Annotated in this window: 21 protein-coding genes; 6 read left to right on the top strand and 15 right to left on the bottom strand. The window is 64.0% G+C overall.

Annotation, left to right across the window (positions count from 1 at the left end; genetic code table 11):
- Positions 1 to 299: 299 nt before the first annotated feature.
- On the bottom strand, positions 300 to 1,499 hold the full coding sequence (tyrS, locus tag AC51BJ_RS11380; RefSeq protein ID WP_496280281.1) for a tyrosine--tRNA ligase: 1,200 nt from the start codon (positions 1,497 to 1,499) through the stop codon (positions 300 to 302).
- A 105-nt stretch (positions 1,500 to 1,604) separates the two neighbouring features.
- Here tyrS and AC51BJ_RS11375 point away from each other — a divergent pair, with 105 nt between their 5' ends.
- Positions 1,605 to 2,693 carry an anhydro-N-acetylmuramic acid kinase gene (locus AC51BJ_RS11375; RefSeq protein WP_496280274.1) on the top strand — a complete coding sequence of 363 codons (1,089 nt, stop codon included), beginning with the start codon at positions 1,605 to 1,607 and terminating at the stop codon, positions 2,691 to 2,693.
- 12 nt (positions 2,694 to 2,705) lie between these two features.
- Here the strand turns inward: AC51BJ_RS11375 and erpA are convergent, their stop codons facing one another.
- From erpA to rplM, 6 genes are all read right to left on the bottom strand, one after another.
- Positions 2,706 to 3,056 carry an iron-sulfur cluster insertion protein ErpA gene (gene erpA / locus AC51BJ_RS11370; RefSeq protein ID WP_019916445.1) on the bottom strand — a complete coding sequence of 117 codons (351 nt, stop codon included), beginning with the start codon at positions 3,054 to 3,056 and terminating at the stop codon, positions 2,706 to 2,708.
- Positions 3,057 to 3,089: 33 nt separating this feature from the next.
- The gene (locus AC51BJ_RS11365; protein ID WP_430435368.1) at positions 3,090 to 3,491 is read right to left on the bottom strand and encodes a bactofilin family protein; all 402 of its coding nucleotides are present in this window, start codon (positions 3,489 to 3,491) and stop codon (positions 3,090 to 3,092) included.
- Positions 3,492 to 3,514: 23 nt separating this feature from the next.
- Positions 3,515 to 4,204: a DUF6776 family protein gene (locus tag AC51BJ_RS11360; RefSeq protein ID WP_496280273.1), complete on the bottom strand. Its 690-nt coding sequence runs from the start codon at positions 4,202 to 4,204 to the stop codon at positions 3,515 to 3,517.
- A 44-nt stretch (positions 4,205 to 4,248) separates the two neighbouring features.
- Positions 4,249 to 5,280 carry an N-acetyl-gamma-glutamyl-phosphate reductase gene (gene argC / locus AC51BJ_RS11355; protein ID WP_430435370.1) on the bottom strand — a complete coding sequence of 344 codons (1,032 nt, stop codon included), beginning with the start codon at positions 5,278 to 5,280 and terminating at the stop codon, positions 4,249 to 4,251.
- 124 nt (positions 5,281 to 5,404) lie between these two features.
- On the bottom strand, positions 5,405 to 5,803 hold the full coding sequence (gene rpsI / locus AC51BJ_RS11350; RefSeq protein ID WP_019916439.1) for a 30S ribosomal protein S9: 399 nt from the start codon (positions 5,801 to 5,803) through the stop codon (positions 5,405 to 5,407).
- A 13-nt stretch (positions 5,804 to 5,816) separates the two neighbouring features.
- Positions 5,817 to 6,245: a 50S ribosomal protein L13 gene (rplM, locus tag AC51BJ_RS11345; RefSeq protein ID WP_020166122.1), complete on the bottom strand. Its 429-nt coding sequence runs from the start codon at positions 6,243 to 6,245 to the stop codon at positions 5,817 to 5,819.
- A 477-nt stretch (positions 6,246 to 6,722) separates the two neighbouring features.
- Here rplM and AC51BJ_RS11340 point away from each other — a divergent pair, with 477 nt between their 5' ends.
- Entirely contained in the window at positions 6,723 to 7,145 is a 423-nt protein-coding gene (locus tag AC51BJ_RS11340) for an OsmC family protein (RefSeq protein ID WP_304009991.1), read from the top strand.
- Positions 7,146 to 7,157: 12 nt separating this feature from the next.
- On the opposite strand, the gene coq7 is transcribed toward AC51BJ_RS11340, so the two are convergent.
- From coq7 to AC51BJ_RS11310, 6 genes are all read right to left on the bottom strand, one after another.
- Positions 7,158 to 7,778, bottom strand: coding sequence for a 2-polyprenyl-3-methyl-6-methoxy-1,4-benzoquinone monooxygenase (gene coq7 / locus AC51BJ_RS11335; RefSeq protein ID WP_430435371.1), 621 nt, complete (start codon positions 7,776 to 7,778; stop codon positions 7,158 to 7,160).
- Between the two features lie 27 nt (positions 7,779 to 7,805).
- Positions 7,806 to 8,378, bottom strand: coding sequence for a CNP1-like family protein (locus AC51BJ_RS11330; RefSeq protein ID WP_430435372.1), 573 nt, complete (start codon positions 8,376 to 8,378; stop codon positions 7,806 to 7,808).
- Between the two features lies 1 nt (position 8,379).
- Positions 8,380 to 8,967 carry a DUF3501 family protein gene (locus tag AC51BJ_RS11325; RefSeq protein ID WP_430435373.1) on the bottom strand — a complete coding sequence of 196 codons (588 nt, stop codon included), beginning with the start codon at positions 8,965 to 8,967 and terminating at the stop codon, positions 8,380 to 8,382.
- 9 nt (positions 8,968 to 8,976) lie between these two features.
- Complete coding sequence (locus AC51BJ_RS11320; RefSeq protein WP_496280272.1) at positions 8,977 to 10,320, bottom strand: heterodisulfide reductase-related iron-sulfur binding cluster; 1,344 nt, start codon at positions 10,318 to 10,320, stop codon at positions 8,977 to 8,979.
- Between the two features lie 94 nt (positions 10,321 to 10,414).
- Positions 10,415 to 10,834, bottom strand: a complete 420-nt coding sequence (locus AC51BJ_RS11315) for a rubrerythrin family protein (protein WP_019916429.1) — start codon at positions 10,832 to 10,834, stop codon at positions 10,415 to 10,417.
- Between the two features lie 142 nt (positions 10,835 to 10,976).
- On the bottom strand, positions 10,977 to 11,555 hold the full coding sequence (locus AC51BJ_RS11310; protein ID WP_496280271.1) for an RNA pyrophosphohydrolase: 579 nt from the start codon (positions 11,553 to 11,555) through the stop codon (positions 10,977 to 10,979).
- A 146-nt stretch (positions 11,556 to 11,701) separates the two neighbouring features.
- Between AC51BJ_RS11310 and AC51BJ_RS11305 the strand changes: the two genes are divergently transcribed.
- Both AC51BJ_RS11305 and AC51BJ_RS11300 read left to right on the top strand, forming a co-directional pair.
- On the top strand, positions 11,702 to 13,423 hold the full coding sequence (locus AC51BJ_RS11305; protein WP_430435376.1) for a proline--tRNA ligase: 1,722 nt from the start codon (positions 11,702 to 11,704) through the stop codon (positions 13,421 to 13,423).
- A gap of 2 nt (positions 13,424 to 13,425) precedes the next feature.
- Positions 13,426 to 14,037, top strand: coding sequence for a lytic transglycosylase domain-containing protein (locus AC51BJ_RS11300; protein ID WP_496280270.1), 612 nt, complete (start codon positions 13,426 to 13,428; stop codon positions 14,035 to 14,037).
- Here the strand turns inward: AC51BJ_RS11300 and AC51BJ_RS11295 are convergent, their stop codons facing one another.
- A complete protein-coding gene (locus AC51BJ_RS11295) occupies positions 14,038 to 14,661 on the bottom strand; it encodes a response regulator transcription factor (RefSeq protein ID WP_496280269.1) in 624 nt (207 codons plus the stop codon).
- A 15-nt stretch (positions 14,662 to 14,676) separates the two neighbouring features.
- On the bottom strand, positions 14,677 to 16,032 hold the full coding sequence (gene ffh / locus AC51BJ_RS11290; RefSeq protein WP_296813735.1) for a signal recognition particle protein: 1,356 nt from the start codon (positions 16,030 to 16,032) through the stop codon (positions 14,677 to 14,679).
- Positions 16,033 to 16,069: 37 nt separating this feature from the next.
- Between ffh and AC51BJ_RS11285 the strand changes: the two genes are divergently transcribed.
- A complete protein-coding gene (locus tag AC51BJ_RS11285) occupies positions 16,070 to 16,876 on the top strand; it encodes a cytochrome C assembly family protein (RefSeq protein WP_019916422.1) in 807 nt (268 codons plus the stop codon).
- Between the two features lie 3 nt (positions 16,877 to 16,879).
- The gene (locus AC51BJ_RS11280; RefSeq protein ID WP_496280268.1) at positions 16,880 to 18,154 is read left to right on the top strand and encodes an HlyC/CorC family transporter; all 1,275 of its coding nucleotides are present in this window, start codon (positions 16,880 to 16,882) and stop codon (positions 18,152 to 18,154) included.
- Positions 18,155 to 18,222 lie beyond the last annotated feature (68 nt).

Here is an 18,222-nt window from a genome sequence, read left to right as displayed (position 1 = left end):
GATTCGTATGAGCACTTCAATTTAGTTGTCATGCGATTAACCACCGCCCCAGGAATCCCTGAAACGACAGCCGCTCGCCGTTACAACCACGCCGTGCCCACACCTATCGGCTGTTTGTTTTGTTAAAGAACGTTCGCTGCTGAGCAACGAGAGGTGCGCATTCTACGGATAATTTCGAGGTGGTCAACACTTTCGCCAAAGATTTTTGAAGTTTTTTTGGCGCGACTCTTTCAAGCGACTACGGGAAAGTACAGGTGAATAAAAACATCCCGAAAAATCAAGCCCGCGACGAGCGCCTCTCAGCGCACGGCGAGGCGAGAAAATTTTCGCTTGCCCACCTGCGCCACGACCGTCGTGCCCGCCGCGAGCACAAGCCCACGATCGGAAACCTTGTCGCCATCGAGCCGGACCCCGCCCTGATCGATCATGCGCAAGGCCTCCGAGGTGGTGGCGGTGAGCCCGGCCGCCTTCAACGCCTGTGCAATACCGATACCTGCACCCGCACTGTCGAGCACCACCTCCTCGATGTCGTCCGGAATACCGCCCTGACGGAAACGCGATTCGAAGTCGACCAGCGCGGCCGCCGCAGCCGCCGCGCCGTGAAAACGGCCGACGAGTTCCTGCGCCAGCATCACTTTCACGTCTCGCGGATTGCGCCCCGCGGACACTTCTGCACGCAGGCCCGCGATCTCGTCGAGTCCGCGGAAGGACAGTAGCTCGTAGTAACGCCACATCAGTTCGTCGGACACCGACATGACCTTGCCGAAAATTTCGTTCGGCGGCTCGGACACGCCGATGTAGTTGCCCAGCGACTTCGACATCTTGTTGACGCCATCCAGTCCCTCCAGCAGCGGCATCATCAGCACGACCTGTTGCGCCTGGCCGTACTGCTTCTGCAGTTCGCGCCCCATGAGCAGATTGAAGCGCTGATCCGTACCGCCGAGCTCGACGTCGGCCTTCAGCGCAACCGAGTCGTAGCCCTGACACAGGGGGTAGAGGAATTCGTGGATGGCGATCGGCTGATTGCCGGTGTAGCGCTTGGCGAAATCGTCGCGCTCGAGCATGCGGGCGACCGTGTGTCGCGATGCCAGGCGGATCATTCCGTCGGCCCCGAGCTGGTTCATCCAGGTCGAGTTGAACACGACCTCCATGCGCGAAGGGTCGAGGATCTTGCCCACCTGTTCGCGGTAGGTTTCAGCGTTCTGCAGCACCTGCTCGGGCGACAGCGGCGGCCGGGTCACGTTCTTGCCCGACGGATCGCCGATGGCGCCGGTAAAGTCGCCGATCAGGAACAGGATCTGGTGACCGAGGTCCTGGAAGTGCTTCAGCTTGTTCAGCAACACGGTGTGGCCGAGGTGCAGGTCCGGTGCGGTAGGATCGAACCCCGCCTTGATGCGAAGCGGTCGCCCCGACTTCAGTTTCTCGACCAGATCCGCTTCGGGGAGCAGTTCTTCGACCCCCCGCTTGATCAACGCCAACGCCTGTTCCACTTCAACCATGACCGAACCCCGAATACATGCGCCTCGCGCAGGCAGGTGCCACGCGACGACCGACAAAGCGCTCGATGTTAGCGCAAGCGGGTCGGCGGACAGAAGGATGAACCGATGAGCGCGCTGTACATCGGGCTGATGTCCGGCACCAGTCTGGACGGGGTGGATGCGGTGCTTGCGGACCTGGCCTTCCCGCGGCCGCGGGTGGTGGGACATGCGCACATGGCCTTTCCAACGGCCTTACGGGCGGACCTGCAGACGCTGTGCTCAAGCGGTGACGACGAAATACACCGCTCGCAGGTCGCGGCGATCGAATTGGCGCGCCTTTATGCACAGCTGGTCCGCACACTGCTGAACCAGAGCGGCACCGCGACAGCTTCAATCAAGGCCATAGGTTGCCACGGCCAGACTATCCGCCATATGCCGGCCCACGGCTACACCGTTCAGCTGAATGCACCGGCCATCCTGGCCGAGGAGACGGGTATCTGCGTTGTGTCCGATTTCCGCGCGCGTGACTTGGCGGCCGGCGGACAAGGAGCCCCTCTCGTCCCCGCGTTCCACGCTAGCCTGTTTGGTTCGACGGACCGGGCACGCGCAATACTGAATCTGGGCGGAATGGCGAATCTGACACTATTGGAATTCGCCCGCCCCGTGCGCGGCTTCGACTGCGGCCCCGCGAACGTGCTGATGGACGCATGGATCGCGCATCGTCGCGGCCTTGACTACGACAGGGACGGCGCCTGGGCGGCGAGTGGCCAGGTCGACGCGGCGCTGCTTGCGAAACTGCTTGCGCACCCCTTCTTCGCTGCACCGCCCCCGAAAAGTTGCGGGCGCGAGCAATTCAATCTGGAGTGGCTGCTCGAACTGCTGCCGGAGCAGATCCGAGACGAGGACGTCCAGGCCACACTGGCGGAACTGACCGCGCAATCGGTAGCCGACGCACTGAACACCGCGGGTTTTTGCCCGGACGATGTCGCGGTGTGCGGCGGGGGCGCGTTCAATACTCACCTGCTGCAGCGGCTCGCCTTGCACATCGGATGCCCTGTGCAGAGCACGGCCGATGACGGCGTACCGCCCGAGCGAGTGGAGGCGCTGGCATTCGCGTGGCTGGCGCAGCGCACGCTTAACCGCGAGCCAGGCAACCTGCCAGAGGTGACCGGGGCACGCGGCATGCGCGTGCTCGGCGCGGTCTGGCCCGCCTGAGCGAGCGGTCGATCAGACCGAGAAAGACGAACCGCAGCCGCAGGTCGAGGTCGCGTTCGGGTTCTTGATCACGAACTGTGCGCCCTCGAGGCCTTCGCTGTAGTCGATCTCTGCGCCGACCAGATACTGGTAGCTCATCGGGTCGATCAGCAGCGTCACGCCATTCTTCTCGAGCGCGGTGTCGTCCTCGTTGGTCACTTCGTCAAAAGTGAAACCGTACTGGAAGCCGGAACAGCCACCACCGGACACGAAAACACGCAGTTTCAGATCCGGGTTGCCCTCTTCGAGGATCAGTTCCTTCACCTTGTTGGCTGCGCTTTCGGAGAAGACCAGCGGAAGGGGCATTTCAGTCACTGCATTCATGAGTATCTACTCCTGGTTGACGCTTCGCCGGCATCAGCTTCCGCTGGCCAGCTTCAATTCGACCGCGCGCGGCGCAGTCTCCTGATGTTCGAGCCGCCCCTTGACGATGGCGCCAAGGTGCACCTCCAGACGGGTGTAGACCACGTCACCGGAAATTCGTGCCTGCGGTTGCAGTTCCAGAAACTCGGTGGACACGATCGGACCTTGCACGGCCCCATTGATCATCGCATGCGTGACGGTGACCGCACCTTCGATACGCGCATGCTCGCTCAGTACCAGCGTGCTCGGCGCGTTGTCATCGGCACGTACGTTGCCGATGACCTCGCCATCGACGCGCAGGCCGCCGCGGAAATGAATGTCGCCATTCACGCGCGTGCCTGCACCGATCAGGCTGTCGATGCGCTTGCTGGGTTTCTCAGACTTCTTGCCGAACATGTCCCCTCCGATTCCGGCAACCGTCACAAGGATGCGGTCGCTCTTGCCCTGATTTGTCCATCCTGCAGGAAGCGAGCCTCGATGGAGAGCAACCTCGCCCCCTTCGGCACGGCAAGCACGCCGTCGACACGCTGGAAATGCCGGAAAGTCAGCCGACTGTTCTCGGCACCCGAATCCGGCGGGAAAGTGATGGTAGCACCCTGACCGGCACGGTCAATCGACGCCACGATCTGGTAAGAACCCTTGGTATCGGCGTCGGCCTTCCCTCCCTGGCGAACGATGAGCATGCGATAGCGGTACCGCCCCGCCTCGCCGTCCGGCTCCAGCACCAGCCGATTGATCTTGAAGCCCTGCTCGATACCGCTGGAACCCGCACCCGCCAGGCTTTCGAAAATCAGAGCGTCTTCCCGCAAACGTGCGTTCTCGCTTTCCAGCGAACGTATCCGGGCTGCCAGCTGTTCCTGTGCCGTACGTTCGATCTGCAGGCTACTGTGTGCCGAGTCCGCCTGTTGTCTCATGCTTGCAAGCTCCGCATCCACGACGGCCAGACGCTCACGCAACGAGACGACCTCGGCTTGCATGTCATCAACGTCCAGCCCGACCCAGCCTCGCCCCGCGTCGTAGATTCCGCGGGCAGCCGCCAGCGCGAGCGCCATGACGCCGGCCGCGACGAGAAGCTTGAGCCACCACGGCGCGTGCGAACGGATCGCCACCTGCCGCGCGGCGATACCGTGGCGAAAGCGCCAGCGGCGCGCCCTCAGGGCAAGACCGGAACGAGTTCTAGCCCACACGACTCGTCGAATCCGAACATCAGATTCATGTTCTGTACCGCCTGCCCGGCGGCCCCCTTGACCAGGTTGTCGATCACCGACAAAACCACGACCGTGTCCCCGCCTTGCGGACGATGAACCGCGATCCGGCAGGTGTTCGACGCACGCACCGAACGCGTCTCCGGATGACTGCCGGCGGGCAGTACATCCACGAAGCGCTCGCCGCGATAACGGTTCTCAAACAGGGCCTGCAGATCGCAGTCCTTGGTCAGTCGCGCGTAGAGCGTTGCATGAATGCCGCGGATCAAGGGTGTCAGATGAGGTACGAAGGTCAGACCTACATCGGCGCCGGCCACGGCGGCCAGTCCCTGGCGTATTTCGGGCAGATGCCGATGTCCACCGACACCGTAGGCCTTGAAGTTGTCTCCAGCCTCCGCAAACAAAGTGTGCACCTCGGCTTTGCGCCCCGCACCGGACACGCCCGACTTCGCATCGGCGATCAGCGTTGCGCGGTCGATGACGCCCGCCTCGATCAGCGGGATGAAGCCGAGTTGTACCGCCGTGGGATAGCAGCCGGGATTGGCCACGAGCCGCGCCGAGCGCACCTGCTCACGATTGACTTCCGCCAGGCCGTAGATCGCGGTCTTCAGCACGTCAGGGCAGGCATGCGGCATGCCGTACCACTTCTCCCACACCGCCTCGTCCTTCAACCGGAAATCGGCTGCCAGATCGACCACTTTCACCCCGGCGTCGAGCAGCGCCGGCACTTGCTGCATCGCGATGCCGTTCGGCGTGGCAAAGAAGACAACGTCGCAGTTCTCTAGCCCGGCTTGGGCCGGGTCGGAAAAAGCGAGATCGACATGACCGCGCAGACTGGGAAACATGTCCGATACCGGGCGCCCCGCATCGCCGCGCGAAGTGATGGCCGACAACTCGACCTCGGGGTGGCGCGCCAACAGGCGCAGCAATTCGACCCCGGTGTAGCCGGTTCCACCCACGATACCCGCCTTGATACCCACTTCGATCCCTCCTGCGCCGACCCGCGCCGACCCATCCGGATCGATCGCGGAAAAAGCGGAATGATGCCAGAAATGAAAAAAGCCGCCCGAAGGCGGCTTTTCCCGTTCGCCGGAGCGCGGTGTATCAGCGCTTCGAGAACTGCTTGCGACGACGCGCCTTGTGGAAGCCAACCTTCTTGCGCTCGACTTCACGGGCATCGCGGGTAACGAAACCAGCCTTGCTCAGCGCCGGCTTCAGCGTCGCGTCGTAATCGATCAGCGCGCGGGTGATGCCGTGACGCACTGCGCCGGCCTGACCCGATTCACCACCACCGGTGACATTCACGAGGATGTCGAAGGTGCTGACGTGTTCCGTCAGCTCGAGCGGCTGGCGGACGACCATGCGGCCGGTTTCGCGCGAGAAGAACTCGTCCACCGGCTTGTCATTGACGACGAAAGCGCCCTTGCCCGGACGCAGGAACACGCGGGCAACTGCGGTCTTGCGACGGCCGGTGCCATAGTAATAATCAACTTTGAATGCCATGACCGTTCCGTCCTCAGATGTCCAGAGCCTTGGGCTGCTGCGCGGCGTGCGGATGCTCGGCGCCGGCGTAGCACTTCAGCTTCTTGATCATCGCGTAACCGAGCGGACCCTTGGGCAGCATGCCCTTGACGGCCTTCTCAAGCACGCGCGCCGGGAAGCGCTGCTGCAGCTTGGTAAAATTGGTTTCGTAGATACCGCCCGGGTAACCCGAATGGCGGTAATACTTCTTGTCCTGCGCCTTGTCACCGGTCACACGCAGCTTCTCGACATTCACGACGACGATGTAGTCACCGGTGTCCACGTGCGGGGTGAAGACAGGCTTGTGCTTGCCGCGCAGACGGCGTGCGATCTCACTGGCGAGGCGCCCGAGTACCTTGTCAGAGGCATCGACAACGTACCAGTCGCGCACGACTTCATGCGGCTTGGCTGAAAAGGTTTTCATCTCGAACGTCCTGTGATTCTGGGCGAGATCGCCCAAAAGCCCGCGAATTTAACTCGCGAGTTCGAGCGTGTCAATCCCTGATAGACAACAAAAAAAGCGCGACTCCTGGGAGTCGCGCTGAATCCACACCAAAGGAGGAGGGTGGAGGAGACACCTGCGGCAGACATCGCATTGAACGACGCCCGCGAAACCTGTCCTGATTATTGATCACGCTCAACGCAAAGGCAAGAATTTTTTGCATCGCACAAAGGCAGTGCGTCTTTGGATTCCGCCTCACCCGCCAGCGCACCGCACACAAACAACCATTCAAATCATGTGGATAAAAAGAGCAGTGCCGAGCCTCGACCCGAACCCGCATCACGAACACCGGCCAACACACCGCCGCCGGCGGATCGACTACCGCAGCGCACCAATACCTACGAGCCGCGCGCCGGCCGACACCTGATTACAATCGCGCATCACTGAAGGGAGTGCGTAATGGACTGTGTGGTGAAGTGGGTGGACAACATGAGCTTCCTGGCCGAGACCGGCTCGGGACACATGATCAATATGGACGGCGCGCCCGAAGCAGGCGGCCGCAACCTGGCTGCGCGCCCGATGGAACTGTTGCTGGCAGGCACCGGCGGCTGCACCGCATTCGACGTCATGCTCATCCTGAAGAAGAGCCGTCAGCAGGTCACGGGTTGCGAGGTCACGCTGAAGGCGGATCGCGCGAGCGAAGATCCCAAGGTATTCACCCGCATCGGCTTTCATTTCAAGATCAGTGGTCGCGGCCTGAAACCCGAGGTGGTCGAGCGCGCGATTCACCTCTCGGCCGAGAAGTACTGCTCGGCGTCCATCATGATCGGCAAGACCGCGAAGATGGAACACACGTGGGAGATCGTCGAAACCGGCGCTTGACGCCCCCTTCGCTCAGACGTAATAGGCGACGCCGGTCATGACCCGGGAGGCAGCACGCATCGCGAGTCGGACGGGCGCCGGGAGTTGCGCAGCACCGAGCCGCTCGGCCGTGTGTGCATGTTCACGCTCGTCCTGGCGCATCTGTTCAAGTATCCGCCAGGATTTCTGATCGGCCGGCGGCAGGCGGTCGAGGTGCCCCTGCAGGTGAGCTTCGACCTGCTTCTCGGTTTCGGCAAGGAAGCCCAGATTCCACTTGTCGCCGACCAACCCGGCCGCGACGCCCATCATCAACGCGCCGCCGTACCACAGTGGGTTGAGCAGGCTGGGGCGGCTGCCCAGTTCGCTCATACGTGAAGCCGTCCAACTCAGGTGCTCGGTTTCCTCGACAGCCGCACGGCGCAGGGCGTCGCGCACGGTGGGCTCGCGGCAGGTCAGGGCCTGCCCCTGGTAGAGCGCCTGAGCGCAGATCTCGCCGACGTGGTTGATGCGCATCAGCGCGCCGACATGACTGCGCTGCGTCTCGTCGAGTTCGGCCTCGGGCAGGTCACCGCCGGGCAGCGGCCGTCCAGTGCGCGCCGGTGCGGCCAGCGTGCGCAAGGCACGATCAAGTTCAGTAATCAGGCGGTCGAGCATGGATGCCTTCGATGAAAGTCGGGATGTTCAACGATAGCCGGTGAGCGGCGTACCGGTACGTGCATTGAAACTGTTGGCCAGCGCTTCGAGCACCTTCTTCGGCTGCAGCGCGAAGCCATCCGCGCACATGTAATCCGAATACAGCATGAAAGGGTAGGAATTCAGGCGGTTTCCACCGCCGATCGGAAGCCAGCGGCTGCCGCGCGTCGGCGCCCACTCGCGGTTCGAACGCAGGTTTGCATACATCCTGCGCTCGCCGGTGCCGCAGCGCAGCGCCTCGGCCGCGATGTTCTCGGTCCCGCTCGGTGCGACAACGCGGGATATGTAGCGGATGGCGCCATCCTTGCCGACAGTCAGCGGTTCGCGCGCGATGTAGTAGCGGTTGCGCGTCGAGGCATTCAGATAGAACTCCTGCCACTCGACCTTCTCCGGTAGCGGAGGAACTTCGTAATCGTCCTCGGTCACCTTGGCGGCCGGATCGACGGTTTCGCCACGGAAAGGCTCCGGCTTCTGCCAGTCTGTGATCTGTGCATGGACGGCGGAGACACCCGCCAGAAGGATCAGGCCGGACAGCAACCGGCCAACGGGGAAAAACGGCATTTCAGTTCACCAGGTCAGCGCACAGCGAGTTTCGCAGCGCCGCCGGCACAGGCGTCACGCCCGCACTGTAATGCGGATGATCGACACCGACCGACAGGGCCGCACCCCCGAGGAGCGCGCGTTTCATTTCGGCGGTCAGTTCAAAGCGCAGGAAATGCACCGCCGACGTCTTGACCGCGTTCTCGCGCTCAAGATCCTCGTCGGCAATCGCGGATGCCGGAGAGCATCCATCGACCTGGATCCACACCGTGTCCTCGATGCCAATCAGGCGAGCGAGGTTCTGCTTTCGCTGCTGCTCGTCCGGGTACTCGATCAACATCGTGGCCTTGAAGTTGCTGCCGTCGGGAATGAGGGGATTGTAAGCGCCCAGTTCGTCGAGAATGCCCGCTTCCTCGAAAGTGCGTTCGATCCGCAGCATTTCCTGCACCTGATAGCGGATGGTCAGTTCGTCCTCGAACACCAGTGTCACGTGCTCGCCAAGATGCAGCGTGCGCTCACGCTTGTGCGCGATCACACGGGCACGGAACTGCGGGCGCTCTCGCGCATACTGCTCGAGACTCATCAGACTGTCGCGTGCGATTGCCGGCATGCCCCCTCCTCAGTCCAGTCCATAGGCAATGCACAACAAGGTCAGTGGATGCGCCTTCTGCGCGCGCGTGCCGCCCTGACTGTCGGCGATGCCCTGCATGATGTGACGACCGGCGATCGGGCAGTCCGAGCTGACGAAGTCCGGGTCGCCGCCCTGCATCTGCCGGAACACCGGCCTGCCGATTTTCATCGACTGATCAAAGAATTCCTCCTTCACGCCCCAGGTGCCGTCGTGACCCGCGCAGCGCTCGACCGTGCTGACCTGCGTGCCGGGCACCCGTTGCAGCATCTCGCGCGTCTTCTGGCCGACGTTCTGCACGCGCGAGTGACAGGGGATGTGATAGGACACGCGACCGAGTTCGCGTCTGAAATCGTTCTTCAGCAAGCCGTCCTTATGCCGTAGAACGAAGTACTCGAACGGATCAAACATCGCATCGGCCACCGCGCGCACATCGGCGTCGTCGGGAAACATCAGCGGCAGTTCCTGCTTGAACATGAGCGTGCACGACGGCACCGGCGTCAGGATGGCCCAACCCTCGCGCGACAGGCGCGCCAGCGGCGGAATGTTGATCTCCTTCAGTCTCGCCACCTGCTCCAGGTCGCCCAGTTCGAGCTTTGGCATGCCACAGCAGGCCTCCTTCTCGACGAGGACGGCCGGAATCTCGTTGTGTGCCAGCAGCTTGAGCAGATCGACGCCGATACCCGGTTCGTTGTAGTTGATGTAGCAGGTCGAGAACACCGCCACCTTTCCGGGCGTACGCTGTCCGTCGCGCACGGCGAAACCGTCGGCTGGCTCCGCGACGCCGCGGAATCGGCGCGGCGCATAGGGCGGCAGCTGGCGATCCTTGTGTACGCCGAGCACCCGCTGCATCAGCGAACGCGCAGCGCCATTGCGGTTCATCGAATTGACCGTCTGCGCCACCACCGGAATGGCGGCGAGCTTGCCGATGGCATCGGTGCTGGTCAGCAGACGGTCGCGAAACCGCGTCTCGCCCTTCCTGAACTTGATCGCCTTGGCGCGCAGCATCAGGTGCGGGAAATCGAGATTCCACTGATGCGGCGGCACGTACGGACACTTGGTCATGAAGCACATGTCGCACAGATAGCACTGGTCCACCACCTCCCAATACCGGTGCTTCGGGATCGCATCGACTTCGCCGCTGTCGACTTCGTCGATCAGGTCGAACAGCTTGGGGAAGGCGGTACACAGATTCACGCAACGGCGGCAGCCATGACAGATGTCGTACGTGCGTTCGAGTTCCTGCATCAGCGCCGCCTCGTCATAGTAGGCGGCGCTCTTCCAGTCTATGGGATGGCGCTTCGGTGGCTCCAGACTGCCTTCGCGAACGGTCATCACGCATCCTCCGGTCGACGCACGGGGCGGCGGACGCAGGCAAGTCCCGCGCCCACGGTAGCGGAGCGGTGCCGGCCCCGGGGCCGGCGCTCACTCAGTCGAGCAGCCCGTCAAGCGCCTTCTGGAAACGATTTGCATGCGAGCGCTCGGCCTTGGCCAGCGTCTCGAACCAGTCGGCAATCTCCTCGAACCCCTCGTCGCGAGCGGTCTTGGCCATGCCCGGATACATGTCCGTATACTCGTGCGTCTCGCCGGCGATCGACGCCTTCAGGTTGTCACGCGTACCGCCGATCGGCAGACCGGTTGCGGGATCGCCACAGGCTTCGAGATATTCAAGATGCCCGTGTGCGTGGCCTGTCTCGCCCTCGGCCGTGGAACGAAAGACGGCGGCGACGTCGTTCTGCCCCTCGACATCAGCCTTGGCCGCAAAGTACAGATAGCGGCGATTCGCCTGCGACTCTCCGGCAAACGCACACTTCAGATTGTCCTCGGTCTTCGAACCCTTGAGTTGCATGGACGCCTCCTTCAACAATGGGTGAGGGATGCCCCGAAGGGCAGGGCCGCGCTGGCAACAGGCGAAGAAACGGCGCGACTTAGACCCAGTATAAGCAGGCATTCCGCCGCTTCAAGGACGGCGGGTCGATCGAGGCGCGAGGTCAGGAGGACGAGTGCAGAGGATCCTGCAGCGCACCAGGGCCCGGAAGCGCGTGTTCGCTGGCGTCGCCGCCGTCGGGCTGCCGCATCGCACCACGCGGACGCGGCGAGCGAAAAGCCAGGCGCGCGAGTTCGGTGAGCGCCTGCTGATAGACCTGGCGCTTGAACTCGATCACCGAGTCGAGCGGAATCCAGTAGTCGTTCCAGCGCCAGGCATCGAATTCAGGGTGGTCGGTGGCGCGCAGGCAGACGTCGCAGTCGCGACCGACCATGCGCAGCAAATACCAGATCTGCTTCTGGCCGCGATAGGCACTGCGCCATTCGCGCCGCACCCAGTTGCGCGGCACGTCGTAGCGCAGCCAATCGCGCGTGCGGCCGACGATGCGCACATGCTGCGGACGCAGCCCCAGCTCTTCCCAGAGCTCGCGATACATCGCCTGCTCCGGCGATTCGCCGTGGTTGATGCCCCCCTGGGGAAACTGCCAAGCGTGCTCGCCTATGCGCTTGCCCCAGAAGACCTCGTTGCGCCCGTTGATCAGAATGATGCCGACGTTCGGGCGGTACCCTTCCCGGTCGAGCATGGTTGAACCTGCTGTGTAAGATTTTCCGTGGATTCTTCCACATTTCGCCGCCGAATTGAAGCGAACGACCCGGCGCGGGCCGATCCGCGCGAAACGGCTAGAATCGGAGGTTTATTGCCTGATCCGCAGCGGATTCCACACCCTCCATGTACGCCAGCAAATTCTTCATTTCCACGCTCAAGGAAGCCCCCTCGGACGCCGAGGTCGTGTCGCACAAGCTCATGACCCGCGCCGGCATGATCCGTAAGCTCGCCGGCGGCATCTACAACTACATGCCGATGGGGCTGCGGGTGATCCGCAAGATCGAGAGCATCATCCGCGACGAGATGAACCGCGCCGGCGCCATCGAACTATTGATGCCGCTGATCCAGCCGGCCGAGCTGTGGCAGGAAACAGGTCGCTGGGACAAGATGGGCCCGGAAATGCTGCGCGTGAAGGATCGCCACGACCGCGACTTCATCATCCAGCCGACGTCGGAAGAGGTGGTGACCGACATCGCTCGCGCCGAAATCCACAGCTGGCGCCAGTTGCCGAAGAATTTCTATCACATCCAGACCAAGTTCCGCGACGAGCGCCGGCCGCGCTTCGGCGTGATGCGCGGCCGCGAGTTCACGATGAAGGACGCCTACTCCTTCGACCGTGACGAGGAAGCCGCCGGCCGCAGCTACGACATCATGTTCGACGCCTACATGCGCATCTTCCGCCGTCTGGGTCTCGAATTCCGCGCTGTCGCCGCCGACACCGGCGCCATCGGCGGCTCGCGCAGCCACGAGTTCCAGGTGATCGCCGACACCGGCGAAGACCTGATCGCCTGGTGCCCCGATTCCGACTACGCCGCCAACATCGAACTGGCGCAGGCGACGGCGCTGATCGCCGACCGCGCTGCACCGGCGCAGGCGCTGGAAAAAGCCCCCACCCCGGGCACCGTGCGCTGCGAGGACGTCGCCGCCCTGCTCGGACTGCCGATCGAACGCACGGTCAAGTCCGTCGTGCTGGCGACCGATAAGGAAGGCAAGACCGAACTGTGGCTGCTGATGCTGCGCGGCGATCATGAACTGAACGAGGTGAAGGCGTCGAAGCTGGCTGGCCTGAAGGACGGCTTCCGCTTCGCCACCGAAGCCGAGATCGTCGAGCATTTCGGCTGCAAGCCGGGCTATCTGGGTCCGGTCGGACTGAAGAAGCCGGTGCACGTGGTCGCCGACCTCACGGTTGCCAACATGAACGATTTCGTCACCGGCGCGAACGAGGTGGACGCCCACCTGACCGGCGTGAACTGGGGGCGCGACCTGCCCGAACCCGAGGCCGTCGCCGATCTGCGCAACGTGGTCGAGGGTGATCCGTCACCCGACGGCAAGGGTCGGCTGTCGATACAGCGCGGCATCGAGGTCGGTCACGTGTTCTTCCTCGGCACCAAATATTCGGAAGCGATGAACTGTACCTATCTGGACGAAACCGGCAAACCGCGCATCATGGTCATGGGCTGCTACGGCATTGGCGTGACCCGTCTGGTCGGCGCCGCCATCGAGCAGAACCACGACGAGCGCGGCATCATCTGGCCGCAATCCATCGCGCCCTTCGAAGTGGTCATCTGCCCGGTCGGCTGGAGCAAGTCGGAACAGGTGCGCGCGACCGCCACACAGCTGTACGACGAACTGTCTGAGGCCGGGTTCGACGTCATCCTCGACGACCGCGACGAGCGCCCCGGCGTCATGTTCGCCGACTGGGAACTGATCGGCGTACCGCACCGGATCACCGTCGGCGAACGCGGCCTCAAGGAAGGCGTGATCGAGTACCAGAACCGGCGCGACGCCGCGGCGCAGAAGGTGGCGCCCGACGCCGTACGCGCATTGATCGGCGAGCCGGTCTGACGATGAAGCGGCTCGCTGCGGCCCTCGCGCTGACGCTGGCCCTGGTGGCCGGCGGCGCACGCGCGTCGCAGCAGTACGAGCCGCTGGCGGACAGCGTGCGCGCGGCGCTGCATCTGGCCATCAGCGACCGCGCAGCCCCCGACCTGCCGGCGTTCTCATCGCCACAGAAGCAGTTGTGGCTCGGCACGATGTCGGAACGCCTCGCCAAGCGCATGCCGGACGAGGCCGGGCGCATGGAATTCCTGAAGACGGTGCATTACGAAGCCACGCGCGCCGGCCTGGACCCGCAACTGGTGCTCGGCTTGATCCAGGTCGAGAGCGGTTTCCGCAAGTACGCGGTCTCCAGCGCTGGGGCCCGCGGCTACATGCAGGTGATGCCGTTCTGGGTGAAGCTGATCGGCAGCGAAGAAAGCAACCTCTTCCATCTGCGCACCAATCTGCGCTTCGGCTGCACCATCCTCCGCCACTATCTCGACATCGAGAAGGGCAACCTCTTCCGCGCGCTGGGTCGCTACAACGGCAGCCTGGGCAAGGCGGAATATCCGAACATGGTGCGCGGCGCCTGGGAGCGCCACTGGTCATGGCCAGCCATGACCTCGGCCAGCAATCCCTGATCAGGCCGGCTCCGACAGCACCCGCCATTCGGTCACGCGCGCAACCAGATCGGCCAGCGACGCGGCGCGCATCTTGTCCATCACGCGGGCCCGGTGCTGTTCCACGGTTTTCGCGCTGATGCCCAGTTCACCGGCGATACCCGCGTTCGACAGGCCGCGCACGACACGGTCGAGCACCTCGCGCTCCCGCGCAGTGAGACTCGCCAGCGCGTCGGCGACCTGCTGCACGCGCTGGCGCCGCGCGTCCGCCGTGGTCGCGCGGACCAATGCCTCGGCGACCCGCAAGCGCAGCACCGCGGCTTCGATCGGCATCAGCATGAAATCGAGTGCGCCAGCACGCAGCGCACGGACGGCGACGGTCACGTCGCAGGGGCCGGACACGAAGATCACCGGCGCGCGATTGCCGACTACGCGCAGGCTGGACTGCAAGTCGAGTCCGCTGATGCCGCGCAGCGACGCGTTCAGCAGCACGCAGGCGGCGCGCCCCAGCGCCTCGCGGTCCTGCAGCAGCACGCCGGCACCGGAGAATCCCTGCACGTCCGCATCGATCCCGGTCAGCGCCTGACACAGCGCCCGTCTCATCGCGGCGTCGTCGTCGACCACGCAGACCAGCGGACGCGCCATCGGATCGCCGGCGGCTCAGCGCATGCCGGGCAGCATGCCCTTCATGCCGCGCATCAGCTTCTGCATGCCGCCCTTGGAGAACTGCTTCATCATCTTCTGCGTCTGCTCGAACTGGTTCAGCAGGCGGTTCACCTCCTGCACCGAGGTACCGGAACCCGCCGCGATACGTCGCTTGCGGTTGGCCTTGATCAGTTCGGGCTTGGTGCGCTCGGCCGGCGTCATCGAGTTGATGATGCCTTCGATGCGGCGGATGGCCTTTTCGTCCTGCCCGCCCTGCAATTGCTGCGCGGCACCGGCGAACTGCGCCGGCAGCTTGTCCATCAGCGCCGACAGCCCGCCCATCTTGCGCATCTGCGCGATCTGCGTCTTGAAGTCGTTCAGGTCGAAGCCCTTGCCACTCTTCAGCTTCTGCGCGAATTCCTTGGCCTGGTCCTCGTCGACCTGGCGACGCGCTTCCTCGACCAGGCCCATGATGTCGCCCATGCCGAGAATGCGCGACGCCATGCGCTGCGGATGGAACTCCTCCAGGCCGGTCAGCTTTTCGCCGACGCCGGCGAACTTCAGCGGCGCGCCGGTGACGTGGCGCACCGACAGCGCAGCGCCACCGCGCGCATCGCCGTCGAGCTTGGTCAGCACGACGCCGGTCAGCGGCAGCGCGTCCTTGAACGCCTTGGCGGTATTGACCGCGTCCTGACCCAACATCGCGTCGACGACGAACAGCGTTTCGATCGGGTTGAGCGCCTGATGCAGCGCGCGGATCTCGTCCATCATCGCCTGATCGATCGCCAGCCGGCCTGCGGTATCGACCAGCAGCACGTCGAAATAGCGCGTCTTCGCGAAGTCGACGGCAGCGCGGGCGATGTCGACCGGCTTCTGGTCCGGCGTCGACGGGAAGAACTCGGCGCCGGCCTGGCCGGTGACGGTACGCAGCTGTTCGATGGCGGCTGGACGATAGACGTCGCAGGACACCGTCAGCACCTTCTTCTTCTGCGTTTCCTTCAGCCATTTGGCCAGCTTGCCCACCGTGGTGGTCTTGCCGGCGCCCTGGAGACCGGCCATCAGCACGATGGCCGGCGGCTGCGTCGCGAAGTTGAGGCTGGCGGTGGCGCCGCCCATCAGCGCCGCCAATTCGTCGTGCACTACGCCGACCAGGGCCTGGCCCGGCGTCAGCGAGCCGACGACCTCCTGACCGACCGCCTTCTCGCGGATGCGGGTGACCAGTTCCTTCACCACCGGCAGCGCGACGTCGGCTTCAAGAAGCGCCATGCGCACTTCGCGCAGCATGTCCGAAATATTCTCGTCGGTCAGTCGCGCCTGCCCGCGCAGCGTCTTGACGACCTTGGCGAGCCGTTGGGTAAGGTTATCCAGCATGAAAGAGCGGCGTGCGCCTTGGGTTAAACTGAAGCCAATGATTCTAATCGAACTGCTTCCTTCCGCCCTCTACGCTGCGCTCGCCTTCTGGTTCATGCGCCCGGCGCGGGCAGGCGCACACACCGCTGCCGGTGGCGTGCGCCCGGCAGCACTGGCCGCGGCACTGCTGGTGCACGCCGCCGTGCTGTCGGTGCAGATATTCCCGGAGGGCCGCATGCGCTTCGGCGCCGGTGACGCGCTGGCGGTGATGACCTGGCTGGCGCTGGTGTTCTACTGGATAGAAAGCCTGTCGTCGCGACTCGACGGTCTGCACATGCTGGCCCTCCCGGCCGCAGCCCTGTGCGCCGCGGTGCCGGTCATCTGGCCCGGCCGGCACGACATCGGCAACGCCGACAACCTGCTGTTCCGCGCCCACTTCGTGATGGCGATGACGGCATACAGCCTGTTCACGCTGGCGGCACTGCACGCGATGCTGATGTCGGCGGTCGAGCGCAATCTGCACCGCGGTCGCCTGATCCGTCTGCTGGAGAACATGCCGCCGCTGCTGGTGATGGAAGGCCTGCTGTTCCGCCTGATCACGATCGCGTTCGTGCTGCTGAGCGCCACGCTCATTACCGGCATCGCCTTCTCGGAACAGGTGTTCGGCAAGCCGCTCGCCTTCAGCCACAAGACAGTGTTCGCCATCCTTGCATGGGTGGTTTTCGGCACGCTGCTGGTCGGACGGCACTTCCGCGGCTGGCGGGGACGGCTGGCGCTGCGATGGACGCTCGGCGGCTTCTTCGTCCTGCTGCTCGCCTATATAGGTACGCAATTCGTGCTCGAGGTCGTGCTCGGCCGCGCCTGACCGATGGATTCGATCCCACTTTCCACCCAGCTGATCGTGCTGGGTGTGCTGCTCGTGCTGTCCGGCTTCTTCTCGATGGCCGAGACGGCGATGATGGCCTCCAACCGCTTCCGCCTGAAGGCGGCTGCCCAGAGCGGCTCGCGCGGCGCGCAGCGCGCCCTCGACCTGCTGGGGCAAACGGACAAGCTGCTCGGCGTGATCCTGCTGTTCAACAACCTGGTCAATGCCGCCGCCGCGACGCTGACCGGCGTCATCGCGATCGACCTGTTCGGCGAGGGCGAACTGGCGCTGGGACTGGGCACGCTGCTGATCACCTTCATGATCCTCGTGTTCTCGGAAATTACGCCGAAGGTCGTGGGCGCAGGCTACGCGAACGCGATCGCGCCGGTGGTGGCCTTCGTGCTGACGCCGCTGCTCAAGGTGTTCTATCCGGTGGTGTGGACGGTGAACCTGTTCGTGTCGGCGCTGCTGCGCATCACGCGGCTGCAGCCGGGCAACACGGACGAGGGGCAGACGTTGTCGGCGGAGGAACTGCGCGCGCTGATGACGGAATCCGGTCACTTCATCCCGGCCGCCCACCGGCGCATCCTGATCAATCTGTTCGAACTGGAGGACGTCACGGTCGAGGACGTCATGACGCCGCGCAACCAGATCGAGGCAATTGATCTGGAGCAGCCGCTGGACGTGATCCAGCATCAGATCGCAACCAGTCATCACGGCCGCGTGCCGGTGTTCGAAGGCGACCTCGACCGCGTGCTCGGCGTGCTGCCGCAGCGGCGTGTGGTCAGCGCGCTGTCGGCCGGCGAACTGGATCAGGACGAAATCCGCGGCCTGCTGACCCGGCCCTACTTCGTGCCGTCGGCGACACCGCTATACAGCCAGCTGCAGTTCTTCCAGGAGAACAGGCAACGCCTAGCGCTGGTCGTGAACGAATACGGCGAGGTCGAAGGGCTGGTCACGCTGGAAGACATCATTGAGGAAATCGTCGGCAAGTTCACCACCGGCGTACCGGGCAGCGGACAGTCGCTGAGCTGGAACGGCGACAACAGCGTCATCGTCGACGGCGGACGCAGTCTGCGCGAGCTGAACGGCAAACTCGGGCTGGCCCTGCCACTGGACGGGCCGAAGACCTTGAACGGGCTGCTGCTCGAACACCTGCAGGACATTCCGGAATCCGGTCTGTCGGTGCGGATCGGCACTGTCGCGATGGAAATCCTGCACACCGAGGACCGCATGGTGCGCAGTGTGCGTCTGTTCAAACCACAAGACGCAGCCTGAGCAGGCACTCAAGATACGCCGGCCACAAACCGTTTACAGATCAAGCCTGAATCGTCATCATCGAAGAC

This window comes from Methyloversatilis sp. S146-33, assembly GCF_059552495.1.
This window is presented reverse-complemented; position numbering and strand designations above follow the sequence as displayed.

Coding starts and splice junctions, on each gene's coding strand:
- tyrS (WP_496280281.1), bottom strand. CDS start 1,499: ATGGTTGAAGTGGAACAGGCGTTGGCGTTGATCAAGCGGGGGGTCGAA.
- AC51BJ_RS11375 (WP_496280274.1), top strand. CDS start 1,605: ATGAGCGCGCTGTACATCGGGCTGATGTCCGGCACCAGTCTGGACGGG.
- erpA (WP_019916445.1), bottom strand. CDS start 3,056: ATGAATGCAGTGACTGAAATGCCCCTTCCGCTGGTCTTCTCCGAAAGC.
- AC51BJ_RS11365 (WP_430435368.1), bottom strand. CDS start 3,491: ATGTTCGGCAAGAAGTCTGAGAAACCCAGCAAGCGCATCGACAGCCTG.
- rpsI (WP_019916439.1), bottom strand. CDS start 5,803: ATGGCATTCAAAGTTGATTATTACTATGGCACCGGCCGTCGCAAGACC.
- rplM (WP_020166122.1), bottom strand. CDS start 6,245: ATGAAAACCTTTTCAGCCAAGCCGCATGAAGTCGTGCGCGACTGGTAC.
- AC51BJ_RS11340 (WP_304009991.1), top strand. CDS start 6,723: ATGGACTGTGTGGTGAAGTGGGTGGACAACATGAGCTTCCTGGCCGAG.
- coq7 (WP_430435371.1), bottom strand. CDS start 7,778: ATGCTCGACCGCCTGATTACTGAACTTGATCGTGCCTTGCGCACGCTG.
- AC51BJ_RS11330 (WP_430435372.1), bottom strand. CDS start 8,378: ATGCCGTTTTTCCCCGTTGGCCGGTTGCTGTCCGGCCTGATCCTTCTG.
- AC51BJ_RS11325 (WP_430435373.1), bottom strand. CDS start 8,967: ATGCCGGCAATCGCACGCGACAGTCTGATGAGTCTCGAGCAGTATGCG.
- AC51BJ_RS11320 (WP_496280272.1), bottom strand. CDS start 10,320: ATGACCGTTCGCGAAGGCAGTCTGGAGCCACCGAAGCGCCATCCCATA.
- AC51BJ_RS11315 (WP_019916429.1), bottom strand. CDS start 10,834: ATGCAACTCAAGGGTTCGAAGACCGAGGACAATCTGAAGTGTGCGTTT.
- AC51BJ_RS11310 (WP_496280271.1), bottom strand. CDS start 11,555: ATGCTCGACCGGGAAGGGTACCGCCCGAACGTCGGCATCATTCTGATC.
- AC51BJ_RS11305 (WP_430435376.1), top strand. CDS start 11,702: ATGTACGCCAGCAAATTCTTCATTTCCACGCTCAAGGAAGCCCCCTCG.
- AC51BJ_RS11300 (WP_496280270.1), top strand. CDS start 13,426: ATGAAGCGGCTCGCTGCGGCCCTCGCGCTGACGCTGGCCCTGGTGGCC.
- AC51BJ_RS11295 (WP_496280269.1), bottom strand. CDS start 14,661: ATGGCGCGTCCGCTGGTCTGCGTGGTCGACGACGACGCCGCGATGAGA.
- ffh (WP_296813735.1), bottom strand. CDS start 16,032: ATGCTGGATAACCTTACCCAACGGCTCGCCAAGGTCGTCAAGACGCTG.
- AC51BJ_RS11285 (WP_019916422.1), top strand. CDS start 16,070: ATGATTCTAATCGAACTGCTTCCTTCCGCCCTCTACGCTGCGCTCGCC.
- AC51BJ_RS11280 (WP_496280268.1), top strand. CDS start 16,880: ATGGATTCGATCCCACTTTCCACCCAGCTGATCGTGCTGGGTGTGCTG.